This window comes from Pseudomonas sp. IPO3778, from assembly GCF_013386825.1.
Taxonomy (GTDB): domain Bacteria; phylum Pseudomonadota; class Gammaproteobacteria; order Pseudomonadales; family Pseudomonadaceae; genus Aquipseudomonas.
This window is the reverse complement of the sequence record NZ_JACARC010000080.1, coordinates 1-20806: the sequence shown is the minus strand read 5'-3', so window position 1 is coordinate 20806 and position 20806 is coordinate 1. Positions and strand designations below refer to the sequence as shown.

Here is a 20806-nt window from a genome sequence, read left to right as displayed (position 1 = left end):
TTCAAAGCTGATTTCTCCTCGCGCACTCAGCGATCCGGCCGACCGAGCCGGCCCGCCGGCCCATGCTAGCGTGCCGTTGCCCATGGCATTGGCCCTGGGTTCTCAGGAGATTGATCAAAAATGGACACGCAACCCCCTTCCCGGCTCGACCCGGCACGCCCCCCGGAAGGTACTGCCTACACCGCCCTGTTTCATGAAGACTGGAACCTGCTCTGCCCCGCCTCCTCCATGGCAGCCGTCGACTCACCCGTCGCGTATTTGCAGGCCCTGTATCGGTTCGCCCTGCAACTGGAAAAAACTGGCAAGGGCCACCGGCCAAAAATCACCCTGGACCACCGGCGCCCTGACCTCAAGGCGTTACAGATTGACGAGCAAAGCCTCACGGCTCTGGTCCCCCAGCTCACCATCGTCAACCAAACCCTCGCCCAACACCTCGATGCCTTCCTGACAAACACCCCGGGCGTGCACCGTGGCCGCACCCGGGATGACGTGCTCGGCAAACAACGCTACCCCCTGCTGCTGCCCTTCGACCTGGCCCATCGGCAGTGTTGGCTGAGCCTGACCGACGGAAAACCACCACTGGGCGAACTCAGTTACCGCATCAGCCTCAAGCTGCCCCTCACTCAACGCCCGGAAAATACGTACGGCGTGGTCAGCCAACAAGCATTCGAAGCACAACGCCTGTTATCCGGGTTGAGCCCGGCCCAGCAAAACCTGTTGACCGAGGCCTTCAGCGAGCGCCCCGGCCCGGTGCTGGCGGGGGATTTCTTCACCCGGCATTACGGCTCGGACGAGCACTCACTCAAGGGGTTGCAACACTGGCTGCACCGCACCGAGCTGACAGCGGAGCACACCGAGGCGCTGCTGGCCTGCGGCAGGTCCCTGCCCGTGCTGTCGGGCAACGTTTCGGCCACCGCCCTGCCGGCATCCACCGGGCAACCGCCACTGCACACCGGCGCGGCGTACGTTAATGGCCCGGTGAGTGCAGAGGCCCCGGCCGGCCTGGGACTCGCGCCCGATGAAAACGGCGTGACCGGCCTGCAAAATACCTCGTGGAATCGCTTCCAGCGCCTGCACCGGATGATCCGCCTGCAACGCTGGCTGCAGATACCCTTCGACCAGCTGGATACGCTGCTGGTGAGCATTGCCCGCAGCGAGCAACAGGCCGACCCGGGCTTCCCCCTGAACGACAACACCCTGCGGGCGCTGGGGGTGTTCCGCTACCTGGAGCGGCGCTACAGTCTGCAGCCCGAGGCGTTTTGCGCGCTGTTGCATGAAATCCCGGTGCATGCGCCTTGTACCCGGGTGTCACTCTACGACCAGGTGTTCAACCACACGCCGCTGGCGGGCCAACCCCTGCGGGTGGACCAACGGATGCTGGCACTCCAGGAGCCGCTGCCGGAGGCCATACGGCATCGCCTGTGTGCAGGCCTGGGCCTTAGGGACACGCCCGACTCGCTGCTCTGGGTCGTCGACCAGGCGCGCCAGCACCTGCCCCCGGCCTGCCCGACGCTGACCGTGTTTGGCGCGCTGTATCGCCAGGCGCGCATTGCACGGATGTTCGGCGTGTCGGTGATCGACGCCTATCACCTCGCACACCTGTTGGGGGGCACGGTGTTCTGCAAACAGTTGGTCGCGCCGCACCTGCGTCCCTCCGGCGGCAACGCGCCAGCCGACCTGCTGGACGTGCTGATGCAGATGGACTGGCTGGTGACCTGGCTCAAAGACACCGAGCAATCCGTCGACGACCTCAGGCGCCAACTGGTCCTAGACCCCATGGCGCAACCCCCTCTGGTCCAGGGCTACCTCGCACACTTGAATGAACTGGTGGAGCTGACCCGCCAAGGCCTGCTGCAGCCAAGCGATCTCGACGAGCTGGCACTCCCCCAGCCTGAACCCGCCACGAAGGCGGCGCCCATCCAGTGGCATGCCGTGATCGTGCATGGAATCCTGCGCAGCCACCCGTCGCTGCGCCCAACCCCGCCCAAGGAGTTGCCCAAAGGCCTCGTCGACCTGATTGAAGAGCAAACCCTGAGCCTGGACCCTGCCCGGAACAACGCCCTGCACGACGATGCCCGGCAGGCCATCACCAAGAAGTTGGGCGAGTTCTATCAGCAACTGCAGCCGTTGAAGGGCAAAATCGAAGCCTTCTTCAGCAGCGCCTCCCACGCCGCCTACGACCCGGCCCTTGTGGCTCAGTCCATCAAGCACACCGCGCGCCAGCTCGCCCGGGCAGCCAGCGCCGAATCCAGCACCAGCGTGCTGAAAAACCTGCTGCTGACCTTGCCGGACGCCGAGAGCTTCCTTGGCCTTGCGGTCAGCCGCCAGGTGCTGCACACCTTCCTGCAAAATCCCGAATGGCTGAACAGCGACCAGGGGCCGGGGTCCGTACTCAAACTGACGCTGCACACGGTTTATCTGCTGCGACGCTTTCATGACTGCCTCGACACCTACGGGCTTTCCCAAGACACGGTGCTCGGGTATTTCCAACACGCCCATTCCCCCTCAACCCCAGACCCTGCCCACGCCCACCACCGGCTGGCAACGATGCTGGGATGGACGCCGGGCGAGGTGAAACAGGTGATTGAACGCTTGCCCGGCAAACGCGTGCACACCCTGGCTCACCTGGACTGGCTCATGCGCTGCCGTGAAACCGCCAGGCTCACCGGGCTCTCGGCCGAGACCCTGCTGCAAGCCGCCGACCTGCCCGCCGCCTACACCAGCGAGGCCTGGAAACAGGTCGGCGCTGCGCTGATGGCCGCCCCTCACTAACCCCCCCGCGACCGGTTCAAGGATTGACCATGCCCCACGTACCCACTCAACACCTCAACGAACAATGGCGGGATGCAATGCTGGCGTTCTACCTGGCCACCGTCCTGCCCGAGGACAAGACCGTCCGGGCCTTGGGCCTGGCCGACAGCCTCACGACCGCCGAAGACGTGTACGGCTTTTGGCTGCTGGACCCCCAAATCAGCCAGGCCGTACTCACCACCCGGATCGCCAGTGCAATTGCCAGTTTGCAGCAGTACATCCATGCGCTGTACCTGGGCCTGGAGCCCGGCTACGAACGGCAGGGCATGAGCCCGGCCCAGGAGACAAGCTGGCGTGACAGCCTGTCGAGCTACGCCCTGTGGCGCGCCGGCCAACAGCTTCGGCACTACCCCGCCAGCTACCTGGACCCGACCCTGCGCCACGACAAAAGTGACAGTTTCAAGCAACTGGAAAACGAGCTCAATCAGTTCCAGATTCAACCCGAGCCCCTGTTGAATGCGGTTCAGGGCTACCTCAACCGGTTCGAAGAACTCGCCAACCTGAAAACCCTGAATGGCTACATTGATGGTGACAAGGACCACCTGGCCAACAGCGTCTACTACTTCACCGGCAAATCCAGTGCCGAGAACACCTATTACTGGCGCTCACTGGACATGTCCCAGCGGCTGCCTCACACACCGGACACGCCCAGCCCGACAGCCTGGTCCGGCTGGAAAAAAATCCACCTGGCAATCAGCGAAAACGTACCCGAACACACCATTCGCCCAGTGTTCTTCAACGGCCGGCTGTTTGTGGTGTGGGCGCAATGCATCAACCCGGTGTCGTCCTCGGGGGACACCACGCCGTTTCTCGGGCTCGGCGAGGACGAATCGCAAAACGACTTCCAGCGGCGCCTCGAAGCCCACCTCAAAAGCCATTACCTGCAGTTCCGGCTCAACGTCTCCTACATGAAGTTCGATGGCAGCTGGAGCGCGCCCCAGGCCTGCATCCAGGAATACTGCGTCATGAGCGCCCTGCATAAACTGAGCCTTGAAGACTTGATGAAGGCCACCAGCTCGATTGCCATCCTCGACTCCAGGACTCACCCGCCCTCCCTGTTCCTGGGCATCAGCGCACACCCTGGCAACCAGCACCGCACGCCCCATCAGGACGATACCAACGGACGGTTCTTTCAAGCCGTCCGCCTGGATCAACACCTGAACATCCAGTGGCTTGAATCCATCGGCAGCCCCAGGGTCACGCGCTCAGGCCCGCAGGAGCCCGAATTGGCCAAGCGTTACCTGACGCTGTTTGCCCACCACAACAAACTCAACTTCCACTTCAGGGCCCCCGAAACCGCCCAGGTCAAGGTGAAGCACCTGACCACCGACGCCCCCAACCCAGGCACCCATGGCTGGGACTACGAGGGCAACCAACGAAAAATCAGCGACCTGTCCCCCGACACCGACATCCAGTTCAACACAACGACTTCGGTACTGGAGGTCACCGCCAGGCTCACGGAAAGCTTCGATGCACACCGCATCGTGGTATTCGACGCCGCCGATGCCCTCGTCACGCTCCAGATCATCCTGAGTACCGGGGATTCGATACAAAAAGCCAACGGCGCCGGGCTTTTGCTGGACGCCACCTCAGCCATCGCCCTTGAGACCATCGTGTTCACCAACCTGTCCCGGATGGAGCTTGAGCTGAGCCTCAAGTGCAACAAGACCGGGGTCAGCCTGAGCGAATTTATTCATGATGAAACGAACAGCCCGGTCACCTCATTTATTTCATCCGTCGAACAGGGTGAAACACGCAGCAGAACCATGCACATCAGCCTGGCCGGCAACTACATTACCCAGGAGGCCTTCGACTACTTCTTCAACACCTCCAATTCGCCCTACACCCTCACCCTGCGGATCTATAACCGGCAGGAGTCCCCACGCCGGCACATGCGTGACCTGATTCTCGCCAACACCCGTGCATCCCAGGCACAACGCCTGTACAAGCCCGTGCTGATGTTTCCCAAGCAGCGAGGCAAGCCCCTCCCGCATAGCCCCCACCGGGGCAACACGGTCCTGGTGGACGGCGTGGAAATCTCACGACGCGACCTGCGCGAGAACTTCACCGAACTGCCCAAGGCCCATCGCCTCAACGCCCAGATTGAACTGGACCCCAAGACCCTGCGGCCCTACGACGAGAACGGCGATACCGCGCCCCCGGGCATACTGACCCTGATTCACGGCGTGTTGATCCTCAAAACCGACCTGAACTTTCCCGACCCGATGATTCTGGGATACGCCCTGAAAACGGCGACCTTCGAACTCGACACCCACGGCGGCTCGCCCGTGATCCCGCTGGCCCCCGGTATCCGCCACCTCACCTCCGCGCCCTACGGCACGGCGGAGTTCATTGATTTCAGCGGGTCGATCATCGAAACCGCTGACGATTCCGCGCAACAACGTGCGCCCATACGCACCAATACCTGTGTGGCCGGCCTGCTGACCAAAACCGCCAGCAGCGACCTCCATCGCGTGTTTTCCCTGCCCATGGACACCTGGCGCGAGCCACCGTTGGCCACCGGCCTGGGTGACACTGCCCTGGATTTCCACGGTGCCCACGGCCGGTACTTCTGGGAGCTGTTCCTGTACCTGCCCTGGCTGCTGGCACAGCGGTTGAACCTGGAACAGCACTATGCCCAGGCCGAAGCGTGGATACGTTACCTGTTCGACCCCGCACGCCCCTGCGAACCTGGCGGGCAGGCACACGCCTGCTGGCGCCTGCCGGCCCTGCTGTCCAGCACCCCACCCTCCAGCTACGCCCTGGCCGCGCCCAACGACCCCGTCCAACTGGCGTTGAGTCACCCGACGTATTTTCGCCAGGCGCTGTACCTGTTGTACGTGGATATCCAGCTCAACCGGGGAGACGCCGCCTACCGCCAAATGACCCGCGACAGCCTTACCGAAGCCAAGCTGTGGTACGTCAGGACGCAACGCCTGATAGGCCCCCGCCCACCCGTCAACCCGGTCGATCCCTGGACCCCCGCCACGCTGGGGACGCCGGGCAGACTGTGCCGGTCCCTGAGCCCGGACTTGCTGGTGCGCTGGGATAAAATCGACAGCCGCCTGTACAACCTTCGGCATGACCTGGACGTGAGCGGCAACCCGCTGAACCTGCCGCTGTTCGCGGCCCCACTGACCCCACAGGCACTGCTGGCCGCCTACACCCAGGGCAGCCCCGTCGCCAGCACGCCGGCGCCAGCGCGCGCGCTGCACACCAGCCACTATCGCTTCCAGGTGGTGCTGGGCCACGCCTTGCAGGCGGTCGACAACCTGACCCAGTTGGGCAATACCTTGCTGTCGGTGTTCGAACGCAAGGAGCAGGCCCACTACCAGGAAACCCAGCACCAACACGCCTGGGACCTGGCCAGTATTGCCGTGGAACAACAGGCCCAGGCCCAGCAGTACGACCTGCAAAACCAACAGGCCCTGGAAGCCGGCCGTCGTGTTATTCAGGGCCGGGTGAGTTTTTTCGAGCAGCAACTCAAGCAAGGCATCACACCCACCGAAGCGCAAGCCAGCCATGCCTACCAACAGAGCGCCAGCTGGGAATCCGCTGCCGCCGTGGCCCAGGCCGGTGCCGGCCTGGCGATGCTGATCCCGAACATTTTCGGCACCGCCAATGGCGGGGTCCGTTACGAAGGCGCGTTCCATGCCCTACAGGCCGCCGCCCAGGGTGTGGCCAATGAAAAACGCGCCAGCGCCGCCCACCTCGACCGCTCCGAGCAGTTCGCCCGCCGCGCCCAGGAATGGGCACACGCCCTGGACCAGGCGCGCCTGGAGCTGGCCCACGTCGACGCACAACTGCAGGCCTACGCCCAGCACGCGAAAAATACCCGCCTGCAACTGCACCTGGCCCAGACCAGCCTCGCCCAGGCGCGCACCATGTACCACCTGCTCGGTAAACGCTTCACCCATACTCAGCTCTATCACTGGCTCAATGGCCAGCTCGCAGGTTTGTACTTCCAGGCCTATGACACAACCCTGTCCCTGTGCCTGACCGCCCAGGCGTGCTGGCAGGAGGAACGTGCGCAATGGGACCGGCAATTCATCCAGCCCCACCTCTGGAGCAATCAATACCGTGGCCTGACCGCCGGCGAAGCGCTCAAGCAGAACCTGCTGGCCATGAGCAGCGCCTACCTCACCCACAACGAACGCCTGCTGGAAATCAGCAAAACCGTGTCCCTGCGCCAGCTGCATGACAAGGACCCGCTGGCCACCGCCGACAAGCCCTGGGCAACGCTGAAGGACGACCTGGTCAACAACGGCAGCCTCCGCTTTGAGCTGACCCTCAAGCTGTTCAACGACGATTACCCCGGGCACTACCTGCGGCGCCTCAAAAGCGTAAGCGTGTCCCTGCCCGCCACCCTGGGGCCTTATGAAGACGTCAAAGCGGTCCTGACCCAAACCGCCAACGCCACCTGGCTCGCGCCTCCCAGCAAGGCACCGGACAGCCCCGGCACGGTCAAGAAAGACCTGCGGGTACGCCAGGAAATCGCCCTGTCCAGCGGCCTCAACGACAGCGGCCTGTTCACCTTGAACTTCGACACCGACGAGCGTTACCTGCCATTTGAATACACCGGCGCGGTCTCCAGCTGGCAGCTGACCTTCCCCCATCACGCCCGGCAGCGGTCCCTCCTGGAGTCGTTGACCGACATCATCGTGCATGTGCGCTACACCGCCAAAAACAGCGGAGGTCACTGATGAACCGCCCGTCACCCAACCGCCCGGAACCTCTCCTGCCCGCCTTGCCCAAGGGGGGTGGTGCGATCCAGGGCCCGGGCCTCAACTGGCTCCCCACCGGCATGACCGGGGAAGCGGCACTGGAGATGCCGCTGCCGATTTCCGTGGGGCGTGGCTTCGACCCGTCGCTGTCCCTCAGCTACCGCAGCACCCACGGCCAGGGCCCGTTCGGCCTCGGCTGGGCGGTGCCTGCGGCGGCCATCAGCCGGGACACGCGCAAAGGGGTGCCGGCCTACACCGACGAGGATGCATTCATCGACCCCCACGGGGTCGAGCTGATTCCCGAGCGTGACGCCAACGGTGCCCTTCACCGCCACACCTGTGACCGTTATAACGGCCTGGCCCTGAACCAGACGTACCAGGTGGTGCGCTATTTCCCGGTGATCGAAAGCCGGTTTGACCGGATTGAACACTGGTCGAACCCTGCCGATCGCCCGGGGTTCTGGCTGATACAAGGGGCGGACGGTGTGGTGCACCTGCTCGGCAAAACCGACGCGGCCCGCTGCGCCGACCCCAACCATCGCCACCACGTCGCCCAATGGCTGTTGCAGGAAAGCCTCAACCCCCTGGGCGAACAGATCTATTACCACTACAAGCCCGAAGACCAGGCGCCGCCCGCTGCCCGCGACTGTCGCGCCCAGCGCTACCTGGCGCGGGTGTGCTACGGCAACCTGGTTCACCAGGCGCATCTGGCACTCTGGAACAGCAACGTCCTTGCCGAACGGCAGTGGCACTTTGAGCTGGTGTTCGACTACGGCGAACGTCTCACCGGGCTAAGCGAAGTCCCGACCTATGGCGAACAGCAGCCCTGGCTCCAGCGCAGTGATCCCCACGTGCGCTATGGCTTTGGCTTCGAGCTGGGCAGCCAGCGCCTGTGCCGGCAAATCCTGATGTTCCACTACTTCCCCGACGAGCCCGGCATGGGCGCCGATCCCGTACTGGTCCGGCGCCTGTTGCTGGAATACACCACCGGGCCCTGCATCGGCAGCAGCCTCAGGGCCTTGCACCATCAGGCCTGGGACGGGCACGGAGCGATCAGCGCCTGGCCACCGCTGGAGCTGGCTTACAGCCCGTTCAAACTGCTGGCGGATAGCGCCCGCTATCAGCCGTTCGACACCATGGCCGGTCTCGGTGACGGAACGCCGTATCAACTGGTGGACCTGTACAACGACGGCCTGCCGGGGCTGCTCTACCGTCGTGACCAAAGCTGGTCCTACCGCGAACCGATGCGGGCCACGCCCGCCGCCGACACCCAGGCGGTGGCCTACGGGCCGCTCCAGGAACTGGCCCGGATCCCCCCAGGCGACAGCGCCCAACCCGCCCGCCAGGCGTTGACCGACCTTGGCGGCAACGGGCACCTGGCATGGCTGGTGGCACAGCCGGGCTTGAGCGGTGTTTTCACCCTCGACGCACAGCGGCAATGGTCCGGTTTCACGCCATTTGCCGCGCTGCCACAGGAATTCTTTCACCCTCACGGGCAACTGGCGGACTTGATGGGCAGCGGCCTTGACGACCTGGTGCTGATCGGCAGCCGCAGCGTGCGCCTGTACGCCAACCGCCAGGCCGAAGGTTTCGGCCCGGGCCTGGACGTGCCCCATGACGCCGATGCGCTGCCCACCCTCAGCAACAGCCCCGCCGAACTGGTCGCCTTCTGCGACCTGCTGGGCAGCGGGCAACAACACCTGGTGCGGATCCGTCACAACGAAATCAAATGCTGGCCCAACCTGGGACGCGGGCGGTTTGGCCGGGGCGTTGTGTTCGCCAGCCTGCCGTTCGCCTACGCCCGGTTCGATGCCGCGAACGTACGCCTGGCGGACCTCGACGGCTCCGGCGCCGTCGACCTGCTCTACCTTGAAACCGACCGCGTGTTGATCTTCATGAACCACGGCGGCAACGGGCTGGTGGAGCCGGCGGTGACGTTGCCCTGGCCCCAGGGCGTGCGCCACGCTGCCAACTGCCAGGTCAGCCTGGCCGACGTTCAGGGCCTGGGCTGTTCCAGCCTGATCCTGAGCGTGCCCCACGGCACGCCCCGTCATTGGCGATACGACTTTGTCAGTCAAAAACCCTATTTACTGACGGCCACCGTCAACAATAGGGGGGCGTCAACCAAGCTGAGCTATCGCAGCAACGCCCAGGAATGGCTGGACGAAAAACAGCATTGGCAGCACCAGGGCAAGGCTCCCGGCAGCGCTTTGCCGTTCCCGATACAGGTGGTCAAGCAGCACCAGCAAAAAGACCTGATCAGCGGCGACCTGCTGTCCCGGCACTTCCAGTACCGGGAGCCTTGCCATGACAGCGTCGAACGCGCGTTCGTCGGCTTCGGCCTGCTGCTGGACACCGATGGCCCGCCCGGCGCCGCCGGCACAGGGTTGACCAAGCGCTGGTTTCACACCGGCCAGCCGCCCCGGGTGGGCTACTACGCGGGTGACCCTGAGGCCCCCGACCTGGGCCCCACCCTGCTGACCCAACGGGAGGCCGGGCACAGCCACGACACACCGATCAAGCACCCGGCCGCACTGACGTTACGGCACGCCAACCGCGCCTTGCGCGGCAAGCTCCTGCGGGAGGAACGCTATGCCGCCGCCGATGCGCCCGCATCGGCGGTGCCGTATTCGGTGCGGCAACAACGTTACCTGGTGCGCCTGCTGAGGCCGTCGTCCGCCCTAGGAGAGGCCCCGGCCCTGTTGCCCTTGCTCCTGGAGTCCATCACCTGCCGGTACGAACGCCAGGCGGATGACCCGGTCTGCCAACACACCCTGCACCTGCGCCGGGACCGCTATGGCAGCCTCGAACACAGCGTGACCGTCGACTATACCCGGCGAAAGACCGTCGCCGATCCCCCACCGTTCAACCCGCCCCATCAACAGCAATGGTGGCGCGACGCACACGACGCCGCGCAACAAGCCTGGTACTTCAACGAAACCCGCGCTGAATACATCCACCTGGACGCCCCTCAACGCTGGCGCCTGCAATTGCCCTATCGGCAACGCCACAATGTATGGGTGCTGGCCAAGGACAGTCTGCAGGCCCGGCACCTGGCCTATGAACAGTTCATCGACGACCGCGCCACAAACCCCGTGGGGCCGAGTGCCAAGCGCCAGCTTGGCGGGCTGTCGGTGCAGCACTACTGCGCGGCGGACGACGCTGCGCCCCTGCCCCCCGGTACCGCCGACTTCCAGGCATTGGCCTCACACCTGGAGGTCGCCGAGTTCGATGACCAGGCCTTGAATGCCTATGCAACCGGCACGCCGTCGGTGGATATCCGCCAGGCGCTGGACCCACACCACTACCGCCGCCTGCCAGCGTTCCTGCCGGCGACACCCGGGCACGACGGCGCCATGGAGCTGTGGTCGGTCGACCAGGGGTACGTCCGCTACGCCAATGCCCTGGGCTTCTACCGGCCACGCCGCCACCAGGCCAGCCAGAGCCACGGGGTTACCCACACTGAGTACGATGCCTACGGGCTGCACGTCACCACCGTCAAAACCGCCGACGGCTGCAGCACCCACGCCCGCCATGACTACCGGCTCGGCCTGCCGGTGTTGATCACCGATGCCCAGGGTTCCCACCAGTACGCACACTACGACGCCTTCGGGCAGTTGCTGGCCATGGGCGTCGAGGGTCGGGAACACGGCACGGCCATTGGCGGCGATACCCGGCCTACCTGGAAACGCGCCCAGGGCGAGAGCCCGGCCCAGGCCATCGCCGCCCCTGTCACCGCCCTGCACGATGCCTGTCGCGCCTGCTTTTATGACGTGTTCAGCTGGATGGGCCGCATCCCTGCGGCCAGCCTGCAACCCCAGTGGGTACGCAGCGGATACGTGCTGCCCGGCGGGCAGATCCGGGCTTCGGCGCTGGCACGGCTCAAGGCCTCGGGCGAGCAACCGGAACTGAAGGCGCTGATCCTGGCCGCCCGGCGCGAACCGGTGCACGTGGCCGTGCTGCAAACCGATCGCTTGGCAGGCGCGCCCGGAGCGTCTGAAAAAAACATCCAGGTCATCCTCGCCTACAGCGACGGCTTTGGCCGGGTGGTGCAAAGCCAACAGCAGGCGCAACCGGGGCTGGCCTTTGAGGTCGATGACGAGGGGACACTGATGCCCCAGCAGGAGGTAGAGGCCAGCCCGCGCTGGCGGGTCAGTGCCCCGGTGGAGTACAACCACCAGGGCCTCGCGGTACGGACGTGGCGGCCCTACTTCGCCCAGCGTGCCGGTTACCTGAAGGATCATGTGTTCAAGGCGTCCTGCCCCGTTGACCGGCATGTTCATGACCCCCTCGGGCGCCCCGTCAGCAGCGTCAACGCCAACGGCGACACGCGCCGCCAGACGTACTGGGCCTGGTACACCGTGGCCGAAGACGAAAACGACACCCATGGGCTGCCACCGGACGCCTGAGGAAAAACCGGGCCTGTTCCAGGGCCCGGTTGCCCTAGGCCTGGGTCAGCGACGGTGTGGGTCCATCACCCGCACGGCCCGATAATTGAAGCCACTCACATGCTGCACCAACAACCGGTACGCGCCCCGCCCGGTATGCCCTTGATACCCTGGCAAATCAAAGCTGCGGGTATTCGCCGCCTGGTGGAACGCATGCCCTCTTGCAAAGGGGATGGTGCCAGCCTCCAAACCGCCCAGCACCCGCCGGATAATCGGGCCGCCCGGCCCTCGCAAGTCATCCAGGATATCGTCGACGTCGATGACCGGACGGTGCGGGGCGCGGCCGGATGAAAGCCCCGGCATCGCCGGCGGCGCCACAGGGCCGGCTTCGGCAATGCCTTTGTGCGGCGCGCCTGAAGCCTTGGTCACCGGGGCGACCTCATCCTGGGTCAGCCCGCCCGTCGGCAACGGCGTCGAGGCGCTCTTGCGTGACGAAGCCCGGACCTCGATGCCGACAAAACCCAAGCGGGACAGGGTAAAGCGCGGGTTGCGTTCGGACTTGGCGGCCGCGTCAGCCTCGGCCCTGTGTTCAATCGGGCCGATATACGCGTAGTAGCCGCCCCGCGCCGCCGGCGTAATGCCGTAGGCCAGGTGTTGCGTATCAGGGGCTCCCAGCCGCTGCTCCATGAAAAAATCCGCCAGGCTGTCGATTTCAGGCGCCGTCAGATTGCGCATGCCGCCCAGATGCTCGGCGCTTTTGCGCCCGATGTCCCGGGCCTGCTGCTGGCGGGCCTCGGTGACCACAAACACCGCCCGTTGTCGCTGGTATTCCCCATGGCCCACCAGCCCCAGCCCCAAAATCCCCCCGAAAAAACCAATAAACGCCCCCGCCGCCTCACGCTGCATTGGCGCGCCGACCCCATAGCCCACCAGGGTGAGCAGCACAATCAACACCAGCACTTCCAGCACCGGCGTCCGCTGCAAGCCCCCGGCATCGACAAAACTGACAGGGTTATTGCCCACCATGGCGTAAAGGTTCAAACCATCGGCATCCCCCGCCGGGTCGGCACTGATCCAGCGCATCAGCCACGGGGCGTAATAGCGAAAGCCGTAGTAGTACAACCCGCTGGCATCGCGCTCCTTGCCGGAATAACGCAGGGTTTTATAGCTGGCCTCCACAGCACTTTTCGCCGCCCACCAGGCCGTGGCACCGAACGGGTAGTAGCTCTCCTGGCTGAGCAGGCCGGCGTGCTCGTCCAGCTCAAGAGCCTGGCTGCCCAGGTGGTCCGACAGGCCAAAACGCAGCTGCTCATCGCTCATCTCCCGGGGTCGGCCCTGCTCCCACTGCAAGCCCCTGACGGTGTTGCGCCCGGCCTCGGCCACCAGCACATTCAGCCATTCGCCGGTGGCGCCATGGCGATGCAAGTGCAGCCCCGGCAGGTACAGCACTTCATGGGTATGGGCCAGGGTGGCGGTGTGCGCCACACGACGCTTGAGCACGCGCTGGCCGGCACCGTCGTACACATAGGTTTCATCGTCGTGTTCACCGTTGTCCCGCACCACCTGCGCCACCCGCACCAACTGGTTGCGCACATTCCAGGACATGGCTTGCCCGGGGCCCAGGGTTTGCAGGTTGCCGCCGGGATCAAAGCCGGCCCCCAGCCCCGGCGCGACGGCGCCGGTTTGCTCGATCACGCTGTGGTTGCTGCGCGCGCCGATGCGCATGCGTTGGGTGTAACCGCTGCCGGTGGCCGGGGCGTGGCGCATCTGGCTCAGGTTGCCGGCCTGGTCGTAGGTGTAGTGCCGGGTGTACTGGCGCCACAAGGTGTCGTCCGTGGCGCCGAACGTGACCCGCCCGGGCAACGCCGCCGTGCCGCCCTGCCGGGCGTTTTCGCGGCCGCGGGCGGTGATCAGTTGCGACAGGCTGTCGTACTCGAAGGTGCTGACGGCCTCCACCTGGCCGTTACTCGCCCAGCGGGTCGGCTGCGCCGCGTCGTGGATGCGCAGCACATTGCCGACCCGGTCATAGCGGTAGGCAAGGTCCTGCAAGGGCACGTCCGGGGTGTCCTTGTGGCGAGCGGTCAAGCGCATCAAGCGCCCATCGCGGGGGGAATACTGCGCCACACTGACCACCCCGTTGCCCGCCTGTTCGCAGGTCACCTGTGCCGAGGCATTGAAGGTGCGTTGCCCCAGGAGTGCCTTGCGCACGCCGCTCTTGAACACGATGGCCCTGTCGCTCAACAACCCGTCCACGCCATAGCGCGAACGCTGGCGATTGCCACGGGCGTCGATTTGCTCCAGCACCTGGCCCAAGGCGTCGTACTGCCAGGTGGTGGTGAAGGCCTCGGCCTGTAACTGCGCGTCCCGCTCCCCCATGGGCAGCGGCCAGTCACGGTCGGTGGCCACGGCGCGCAAGCGACGGGTTTGCCGGGTGACCTCACCCTGAATGCCATAGCCCTCATGGAACACCGTGCCGGCCGGGTCATCGTGACGAATCAACCGGCCACAGCGATTGTGCGCGGCATCGACGGCCGTCATGCCGGCGTACGTCATGCGCTCCACACAGCGTTCAGCCGCCTCGCCCGCCGCGCGCTCAAACACCGCCACCGGGCGCAGCAACAGGTCGTACTCGAAGCGCTGGTGGCCGCCGCGCCCGTCCCACTGCTCCAACAGTTGGCCGGCGGTGCCGCACCATCGCACCTGCCGGCCGGCGTCGACGCTGTGGCTGCACAGCACCTGTCCACTGAGGCTGTGGCGATGCTGCAGGTTGGGTTGTACCTCGGGGTCGCTCTGCTGCAAGGCGAACAGCCGTGGGTCCCATTGCTGCTGCAAGAAACCCCGGGGGTCGAACACCTGGCGGGTGATGCACGCCTGGGGCGGTTCCTGTGCCGTACGGCGCTGATAGGCGATGTTGCGCACGTTCAACCCACGGGGGTCGATCACCGTCAGCGACGGCGTATGGTGATGCAAAGACATAAGCGGATTGACCTGAAAACCAATGGTTCAACCAGCCTAGTCATCCCCACGGGTGCACCGCGCGCATCCGGTTGTACGCAGCTTCCACACGGTGTGTCAGCTGTAGACCGGCCACTGCTCGACGATTTTTCCGCCGCGCACCGCCAGCAAATCGCCGAACTGCAACAGCACAAACTCACTCTGGGTCGGGCGCAGAAACACCTGATCCTCCACGTTCAGCCCCACCTTGGGCGAACCGTTGACCATCTCCTGATTGGAACTGCGCCCGAACAGCTCATTGCTTTGCAAACCCGTGGGCGACTCAAATTCGGCCATCCAGTTGCCGCCATAGATAAAGAACGTGGCGCGCTGGTTCGCATCCCACCACGAGAACAACCGCGACTTGCCATCCAGCGCCGGAATATCCACCGGCCCGGTGCTCTTCAACACCGGCGTGGCGATATAGGCCGCCGGCACATGCTCACTCAACGACGGCAAATCATAGTGCGTGGGCTTGAGCAACGCGGTGCCCACCGACACTTCGCTGCTGAGTGTTTCCTGCTCGTGAATGCGATAACTCGGGCTGCCCGCCGTGTTCAACGTCAGCCCGTCACGCCACAGCGCCGCAAAGTGCTGGCGGGTGTAGTCCACAGCGCCGTTGTAGCGCTGCATGACCTTGTCGAACAGGTCCTGGGGCGACCCCAGAATCCCCGGCACCCCCATGCCCACAAACGGGTCGTAGCCCATGAACCCGGCGAACTCCAGTTGCTGTGGGTGCGCACTGATCATCGTCAGCATCTGCCCCAGCACAGCGTTATCGCTGATGCCGCCCCGGTGCAGGCCCACGTCCAGTTCAATATTGACCCGCAGCTTCGTCCCCAACCCCTGGGCCAGCGCCAGGTATTGCTGCAGGCGCTCGGGAGTATCCAGCAACCATTGCAACTGCCGGGAAGGATCAAACGGGCCTTTGTGGTGCTGATAAAACAGCTCGGCCGAACGCACCGGCAACGGCTTGCCCAGCAGGATATCGGCGTCGGGAAAGACCTGGGCATCGTGGTTCAGAAACGGCTGGTGAAACGACATCAACCGTTGGGTGCCGGCACGCTTGGCGATGTAGGCCAGCAGCCCCGGTGACGGCAGGGATTTTTCCACCAGCCGCAGGTGCTTGCCGCCACGCTGCACCGACTGCATCACCACATCAATGTTGTGGTCCAGCCGGTCCAGGTCGATCAGCATCACCGGGCGCATCGGGCCATGGGCCTTAAGTTCCTGGTTGAGGCTGCGGAAGTACTCGGTGTAGGGGCTGCCCCGGTCGCCCGGCCGGAGCAACATCGCACCACCCACCAGCAACACGCCGGTGCCGAGCATGAAATGTCTGCGGTTCATCAGGCAACTCCCAGAATCGATGACAGGTGGGCATTCAGGAATTTGCCGCTGGGGTCCAGCTCACGGCGCACCCGGGTGAACGCGTCCCAGCGCGGATACAGCGGCTGCAAGGTGCGGGCATTGAGGGTATGCAACTTGCCCCAGTGCGGGCGGCCGGCGTATTTCCAGAAGATCGGTTCCACGGCGGCAAAGAAGTTGTGGTGGTCCATGGTGTAGTGCTGGTGCACGGAGATCGAGCAGCTGTCGCGGCCCTCGAACATGCTCAGCGGAATGTCATCGGCCTTGACGTAGCGGTACTCGATGGGAAACCAGGTGCGCAGGTCCTTGTCGTTGATCAGCTTGAGGATTTCCCGCAGGCAGGCCGGGCCGTGCTCGGCGGGCACCGAATATTCCATCTCGTTGAAGCGTACATTGCGCACGTTGGCGTACACCTGGAACGACTCGGCGACGCGGTCATCGAAGCTGGCAAAAAAGCGCAGGCTGTTGAGTAAGGTGCGGCGTGCGTCGGGGAAATCGCTGCCGTATTTGTCGAGCTTTTCGATGATCGACACGAACTCATTGCCGCCCGCCTCGGCCGGGTCGATGGGCGGGGTTTCGGGGTCGGTGGTTTCATTCAGGGCGATGGACAGCGCGTAGTCGGAATGGGTGACCACGAGCATTTCCCAGTGCTGGTTTTCCCGGGTGTTTTTCCCTACGTCCTCCAACAGTTCCTCGGTCTTGGCGATCCACTGGCGCTCCCGCAGGCGGTACGGCGCGCGGTTTTGCAAACGCACTTTAGTGGCCACGCCGAGGGCGCCGAGGGACACCCGGGCGGCGCTGAACACCTCGGGGTGCCGGCTGGCGTCGCACTCCAACACCTCGCCCTGGGCGGTCACCAGTTGCAGGCCGGTGACGCAACCGGAGTAAGAGGTGAAACCCACCCCGGTGCCGTGGGTTGAGGTGGAGATCGCCCCGGCCAAGGTCTGGTAATCGATATCCGCCATGTTCGGCAGCGCCTGGCCGACGTCTTTCAAGGCCTGGCCCATGCGTGACATCGGCGTGCCGGCGGCAAAGGTCGCCTGCAAGGTTTGCGGGTCATGCTCCAGCAGGCCGTTGAAAAAACTCAGGGACAGCAACGTGCCGTCGGTGGGCACCAATGCACTGAACGAATGCCCCGAGCCCACCGGCCGCACCTTGCCCGGTGCCTGAGTGATGACTTGCACCAGCTCGTCGAGGGTCTTTGGCGCCAGCCGCGCCAGGGGCAAACAGGTTTGCGCTCCCGACCAGTTGCGCCAGGGAATCAGCCGCGGTGCCCGGGCCAACTGGGCCAGCACCGGGTTGCTGGTCAATGCCATAAACGCGCCGGCTACCGCGCCGCGCTGCAACAATTCTCGCCGTGAAAGCGCCATCGCCTACCCCGTTATTTTTATTGAATGTGTTGACCCGACATAAAGCTGATCAGCCCCAGGAATTGCTCTTCGGAGCACTGCACACACAGGCCCATCGGTGGCATGCCGTTGTAGCCGTTGATGGTGTGGTCCAGCAGAGTGTCCGGGCCCTGGGCGATGCGCGGGTTCCAGGCCGGGCCGTCCCCGGTCAACGGCGCGCCGGAGGCCGGGTTGGCGTGGCATAGCTTGCAACTGGTGTCGTAGACCTGTGCCAGGGCTGCGTCGCCGGGCATGGCATTGGCTGCCGTGGCGCGCTCGGGGGGATGTTTCGGTGTGTCGTCACAGGCTGCCAGCAGGCAGGTCACGGCCAGCAGCAGACCGATGCGACGGGGGTTGATTGCCCGCATAGCCACCCTCTCTCTTATTGTGTGAAAGCGAGATCCACACTAAGGCAGCCAGGGCGCGGCGTTGAGGGTATTGGGGGACAGAAAGGGGGGCTTGGGCGGACAGTTGATTGAGCAGCAACGCCGATCAAATGGGAGAGCGGGCTTGCTGTGGTGAGGGGGCTTTCACCACAGATTGATGGGGCTGCTTCGCAGCCCAACGCGGGGCAAGCCCGCTCGCCACAGCAAGCCCGCTCCCACATTTAGAGTCGGGCCCGCCTTAGAAGGCTATACCCACCTTGAACCCATACTCGTCACGCTTGAGCTTGGCGCGGCCATCAATGGTACGGCGGGCGCCCAGTTCAACGCGCAGGGTCATGTCATCGAACTGGTGAAGGCTCTATATCAAGCCTCTTGGACGGGCGCCAGCAAACGCTCGAGAATGGGCCGCAACTGTGGATGCTCCGGCAGGCGAATCCCAAAGCTGGCTTGCAGCAGCGTCAGCAGCTCATCCACGTCCTCGATGGCGCGCTTTTCGCTGGGGCGATCCAGGTAGTGAATCGCGTACTGGCCATTGTTCAGCGTGCGGCGCAATCCCGGGCCGATCAGGGCTACTTTCAACTGGCCGAGGAACGGCGAATCGGGATGGGTGGAGACGTACCAGTTGCCGATTTCGTAGTCGATACGTGACTGCAACTGCAAGTCGAACACATACAAGCCGCGCCACTCACCGGCAACCTGAGCCCACAAGGTGTAGCTGCCCTCGTTCAAGCTCAGGCGATAGGGTTCATGGGCGGTGGCCTGGGTGGCGTCGGTGTCCAGTTGCAACGGGCTGGTGGGTACCATCCCGCCAAAACCGACATCGCTGATGTAACGCACACCGTCCAGGGTCACCAGGCTCAGGCGATGGGTACGTGCCGTGAGTGCATCCGGCGGGCCGCCCATTACCACGCGGCCGGTAATGCCCCGCGCGTCGAAGCCCAACTCCTGCAGCAAGGCCAGGAACATTTGGTTCAGCTCGTAGCAGTAACCACCCCGCCCGTCGAACAGGACTTTTTGCTCGACGCTCGGCAAATCGATCGGCACCGGTGCGTGCAGCAGGGTCGACAGGCTTTCAAACGCGAAGGTACTGACGTGGCGCAACTGCAAATCCTGCAGGGTTTGCAGGGTGGGCGGTGGCGGCGTGTCGTAGCCCAAACGTTGCAGGTAGAGGCGGCTATGGGTCAGCTCTGGCATGACGCAATCCTGGCGAGGGCGGCAAAGACATCACTAATACCCCGAAGGCCGTTGTTTGCCAATTGTGATCTGACGCAAACACCCGCCCTGACTTGCGTAAACTTTCTGAACCTTTCTGAACGGATTTATATCCATTCACTACAAGACAGGGAGGCACCATGAGTACCGCGACGATCTACACCATTCACTACTTGCTACACGGCGAACCGAAAACCTTTGTGGTGCGTGCCGAGATCATGAACAACGCCGAAGCCTGGCATTGGGCGGCCGTTGACGCCGACATTGCCCATGTGGGGCGCATTGGCCGACAGGGCCACGAGCGGGTGAAAAAGACCACCCGGCCCTGGGCGGAGAAGTTCGGCATCACCGAGGTGACATGGACAGCCCCAAAACGGCTTGGATGAGGAAAGAAAAAGCCCCGCACGATGGCGGGGCTCACTTCACTTTTTCAGATCCCCCAGGGGATCGTAGGCCGGCTTCTTGCCGGTTTTTTCTGGCTTGTCCAACGGTGCAATGGCAGGGCCCACCGGGTCGACCTGGGGGTCGGCGACGTCCGGGGAATCGGGGTCGAAACCCAATTCGTCCTTGCCGCTGGAATGCTCCGATGAATGCGGGCCACTTTGACGGTTACTCATCACTACCTCCTTGGCGCCCCGGGTTACAGGGGGCGGGCCTTGTCGTGCAGGGTTTCCAGGTCTTCCTCGACCCGCTCTTCGTCGTTTTCCCGGTCGGCAGGGTCGTTGGGACGCAGCGCGTCGTTGTCGCGCTCTTCTTCGCCAGGGGTGCGATCGGGATTGGGCGTGCCGGGCGGCTGTTGCTGATACCGGGTCATGGTTCACCTCGCTTGGGGTCGGTTGCCTACGAGGTTTAGAGAAATCGCGGTGGGGCATCGTTCAACCGGATTACCGTCACTCCGACGGGCGAAGCATGAGAAGATGCCGGCCGGCGTTATACCCCTACTCAGCCCATGGAGACTGCACCCGGATGTTTGAGCTTAAACCGTGCGACCCGATTGTTTTTCGCCAGCAGACGCGACGTAGCACGTTGATAGTCGCGGTGGTGTTTGTGGTGTTGGCGATGGGGCTGTCCAGCTTGGCGGTGATGGTGTTTGGTGAGCCTGGCGGAGATAATTTTCGCTTTAATGTTGGAGGGGTGTTTGCTGGGGTGTTGATCACTGTCGCCCTGGTGCGGGGGCCGTTCTGGCGCCAGGCCTGGTTGGCGCCGGCGGTATATGGCTGGCAGCTCAAGCGCAGTTTGATGAGTGTGACGAATGTGATGCACAAGGTGACTGAGGGGGTGAAGGCGAATGACCCGGTGGCGATCAAGTTGCTGCGGTTTTATCACCTTGGGTTGATGCAGATGCACGAACTGGACGCCAATTCCAGCTCTCAGGCGCAGTTGGTGCGGGAGGTTGATGAGCACCTGGAGCGGATGCGGGGGTTGGGGATTGAACCTGACCAGACGCGGTTGGACCCCGGGTGGGTTGAGGCTGTGAGGGTGCGTTGATTGGGGGTATATCCGTTGCTGCGGTAACGGCGGGGGTGTCAGAAATTTTG

General features: G+C 64.2%; 12 protein-coding genes. 5 read left to right on the top strand and 7 right to left on the bottom strand.

What is annotated here, in order from left to right; translation table 11 throughout:
* Positions 1-120 precede the first annotated feature (120 nt).
* From HX855_RS30550 to HX855_RS30540, 3 genes are read left to right on the top strand one after another with little or no spacing between them, the layout of a single operon-like run.
* Positions 121-2772, top strand: coding sequence for a Tc toxin subunit A (locus HX855_RS30550; RefSeq protein ID WP_177087506.1), 2652 nt, complete (start codon positions 121-123; stop codon positions 2770-2772).
* 29 nt (positions 2773-2801) lie between these two features.
* Entirely contained in the window at positions 2802-7514 is a 4713-nt protein-coding gene (locus HX855_RS30545) for a neuraminidase-like domain-containing protein (protein ID WP_177087504.1), read from the top strand.
* Entirely contained in the window at positions 7514-11944 is a 4431-nt protein-coding gene (locus tag HX855_RS30540; RefSeq protein ID WP_177087502.1) for a SpvB/TcaC N-terminal domain-containing protein, read from the top strand. The genes HX855_RS30545 and HX855_RS30540 overlap by 1 nt, the downstream gene beginning before the upstream one ends.
* 45 nt (positions 11945-11989) lie before the next feature.
* On the opposite strand, the gene HX855_RS30535 is transcribed toward HX855_RS30540, so the two are convergent.
* From HX855_RS30535 to HX855_RS30515, 5 genes are all read right to left on the bottom strand, one after another.
* On the bottom strand, positions 11990-14899 hold the full coding sequence (locus HX855_RS30535; protein ID WP_177087500.1) for an RHS repeat-associated core domain-containing protein: 2910 nt from the start codon (positions 14897-14899) through the stop codon (positions 11990-11992).
* Positions 14900-14995: 96 nt separating this feature from the next.
* Complete coding sequence (locus HX855_RS30530; protein WP_177087530.1) at positions 14996-16210, bottom strand: DSD1 family PLP-dependent enzyme; 1215 nt, start codon at positions 16208-16210, stop codon at positions 14996-14998.
* A 53-nt stretch (positions 16211-16263) separates the two neighbouring features.
* Entirely contained in the window at positions 16264-17592 is a 1329-nt protein-coding gene (locus HX855_RS30525; protein WP_177087528.1) for a D-arabinono-1,4-lactone oxidase, read from the bottom strand.
* Between the two features lie 77 nt (positions 17593-17669).
* A complete protein-coding gene (locus HX855_RS30520; protein ID WP_177087498.1) occupies positions 17670-18038 on the bottom strand; it encodes a cytochrome c5 family protein in 369 nt (122 codons plus the stop codon).
* A gap of 381 nt (positions 18039-18419) precedes the next feature.
* Positions 18420-19250 (bottom strand): arylamine N-acetyltransferase, encoded by an 831-nt coding sequence (locus tag HX855_RS30515; RefSeq protein ID WP_177087496.1) that lies wholly within the window; start codon positions 19248-19250, stop codon positions 18420-18422.
* Between the two features lie 158 nt (positions 19251-19408).
* Between HX855_RS30515 and HX855_RS30510 the strand changes: the two genes are divergently transcribed.
* Positions 19409-19654 carry a DUF6555 family protein gene (locus tag HX855_RS30510; protein WP_177087494.1) on the top strand — a complete coding sequence of 82 codons (246 nt, stop codon included), beginning with the start codon at positions 19409-19411 and terminating at the stop codon, positions 19652-19654.
* Between the two features lie 36 nt (positions 19655-19690).
* Here HX855_RS30510 and HX855_RS30505 read toward each other — a convergent pair whose 3' ends face one another.
* Both HX855_RS30505 and HX855_RS30500 read right to left on the bottom strand, forming a co-directional pair.
* Positions 19691-19885 (bottom strand): DUF6021 family protein, encoded by a 195-nt coding sequence (locus HX855_RS30505; RefSeq protein ID WP_177087492.1) that lies wholly within the window; start codon positions 19883-19885, stop codon positions 19691-19693.
* A gap of 23 nt (positions 19886-19908) precedes the next feature.
* Positions 19909-20082, bottom strand: coding sequence for a hypothetical protein (locus tag HX855_RS30500; RefSeq protein ID WP_177087490.1), 174 nt, complete (start codon positions 20080-20082; stop codon positions 19909-19911).
* Positions 20083-20234: 152 nt separating this feature from the next.
* Between HX855_RS30500 and HX855_RS30495 the strand changes: the two genes are divergently transcribed.
* Positions 20235-20756, top strand: coding sequence for a DUF3087 family protein (locus HX855_RS30495; RefSeq protein WP_177087488.1), 522 nt, complete (start codon positions 20235-20237; stop codon positions 20754-20756).
* Positions 20757-20806 lie beyond the last annotated feature (50 nt).

Bases quoted from the DNA above. Each gene is read 5' to 3' on its own strand.
- HX855_RS30495 (WP_177087488.1), top strand. From the start codon at position 20,235: ATGTTTGAGCTTAAACCGTGCGACCCGATTGTTTTTCGCCAGCAGACG.
- HX855_RS30545 (WP_177087504.1), top strand. From the start codon at position 2,802: ATGCCCCACGTACCCACTCAACACCTCAACGAACAATGGCGGGATGCA.
- HX855_RS30550 (WP_177087506.1), top strand. From the start codon at position 121: ATGGACACGCAACCCCCTTCCCGGCTCGACCCGGCACGCCCCCCGGAA.
- HX855_RS30520 (WP_177087498.1), bottom strand. From the start codon at position 18,038: ATGCGGGCAATCAACCCCCGTCGCATCGGTCTGCTGCTGGCCGTGACC.
- HX855_RS30535 (WP_177087500.1), bottom strand. From the start codon at position 14,899: ATGTCTTTGCATCACCATACGCCGTCGCTGACGGTGATCGACCCCCGT.
- HX855_RS30510 (WP_177087494.1), top strand. From the start codon at position 19,409: ATGAGTACCGCGACGATCTACACCATTCACTACTTGCTACACGGCGAA.
- HX855_RS30540 (WP_177087502.1), top strand. From the start codon at position 7,514: ATGAACCGCCCGTCACCCAACCGCCCGGAACCTCTCCTGCCCGCCTTG.
- HX855_RS30505 (WP_177087492.1), bottom strand. From the start codon at position 19,885: ATGAGTAACCGTCAAAGTGGCCCGCATTCATCGGAGCATTCCAGCGGC.
- HX855_RS30500 (WP_177087490.1), bottom strand. From the start codon at position 20,082: ATGACCCGGTATCAGCAACAGCCGCCCGGCACGCCCAATCCCGATCGC.
- HX855_RS30530 (WP_177087530.1), bottom strand. From the start codon at position 16,210: ATGTTGCTCCGGCCGGGCGACCGGGGCAGCCCCTACACCGAGTACTTC.
- HX855_RS30515 (WP_177087496.1), bottom strand. From the start codon at position 19,250: ATGCCAGAGCTGACCCATAGCCGCCTCTACCTGCAACGTTTGGGCTAC.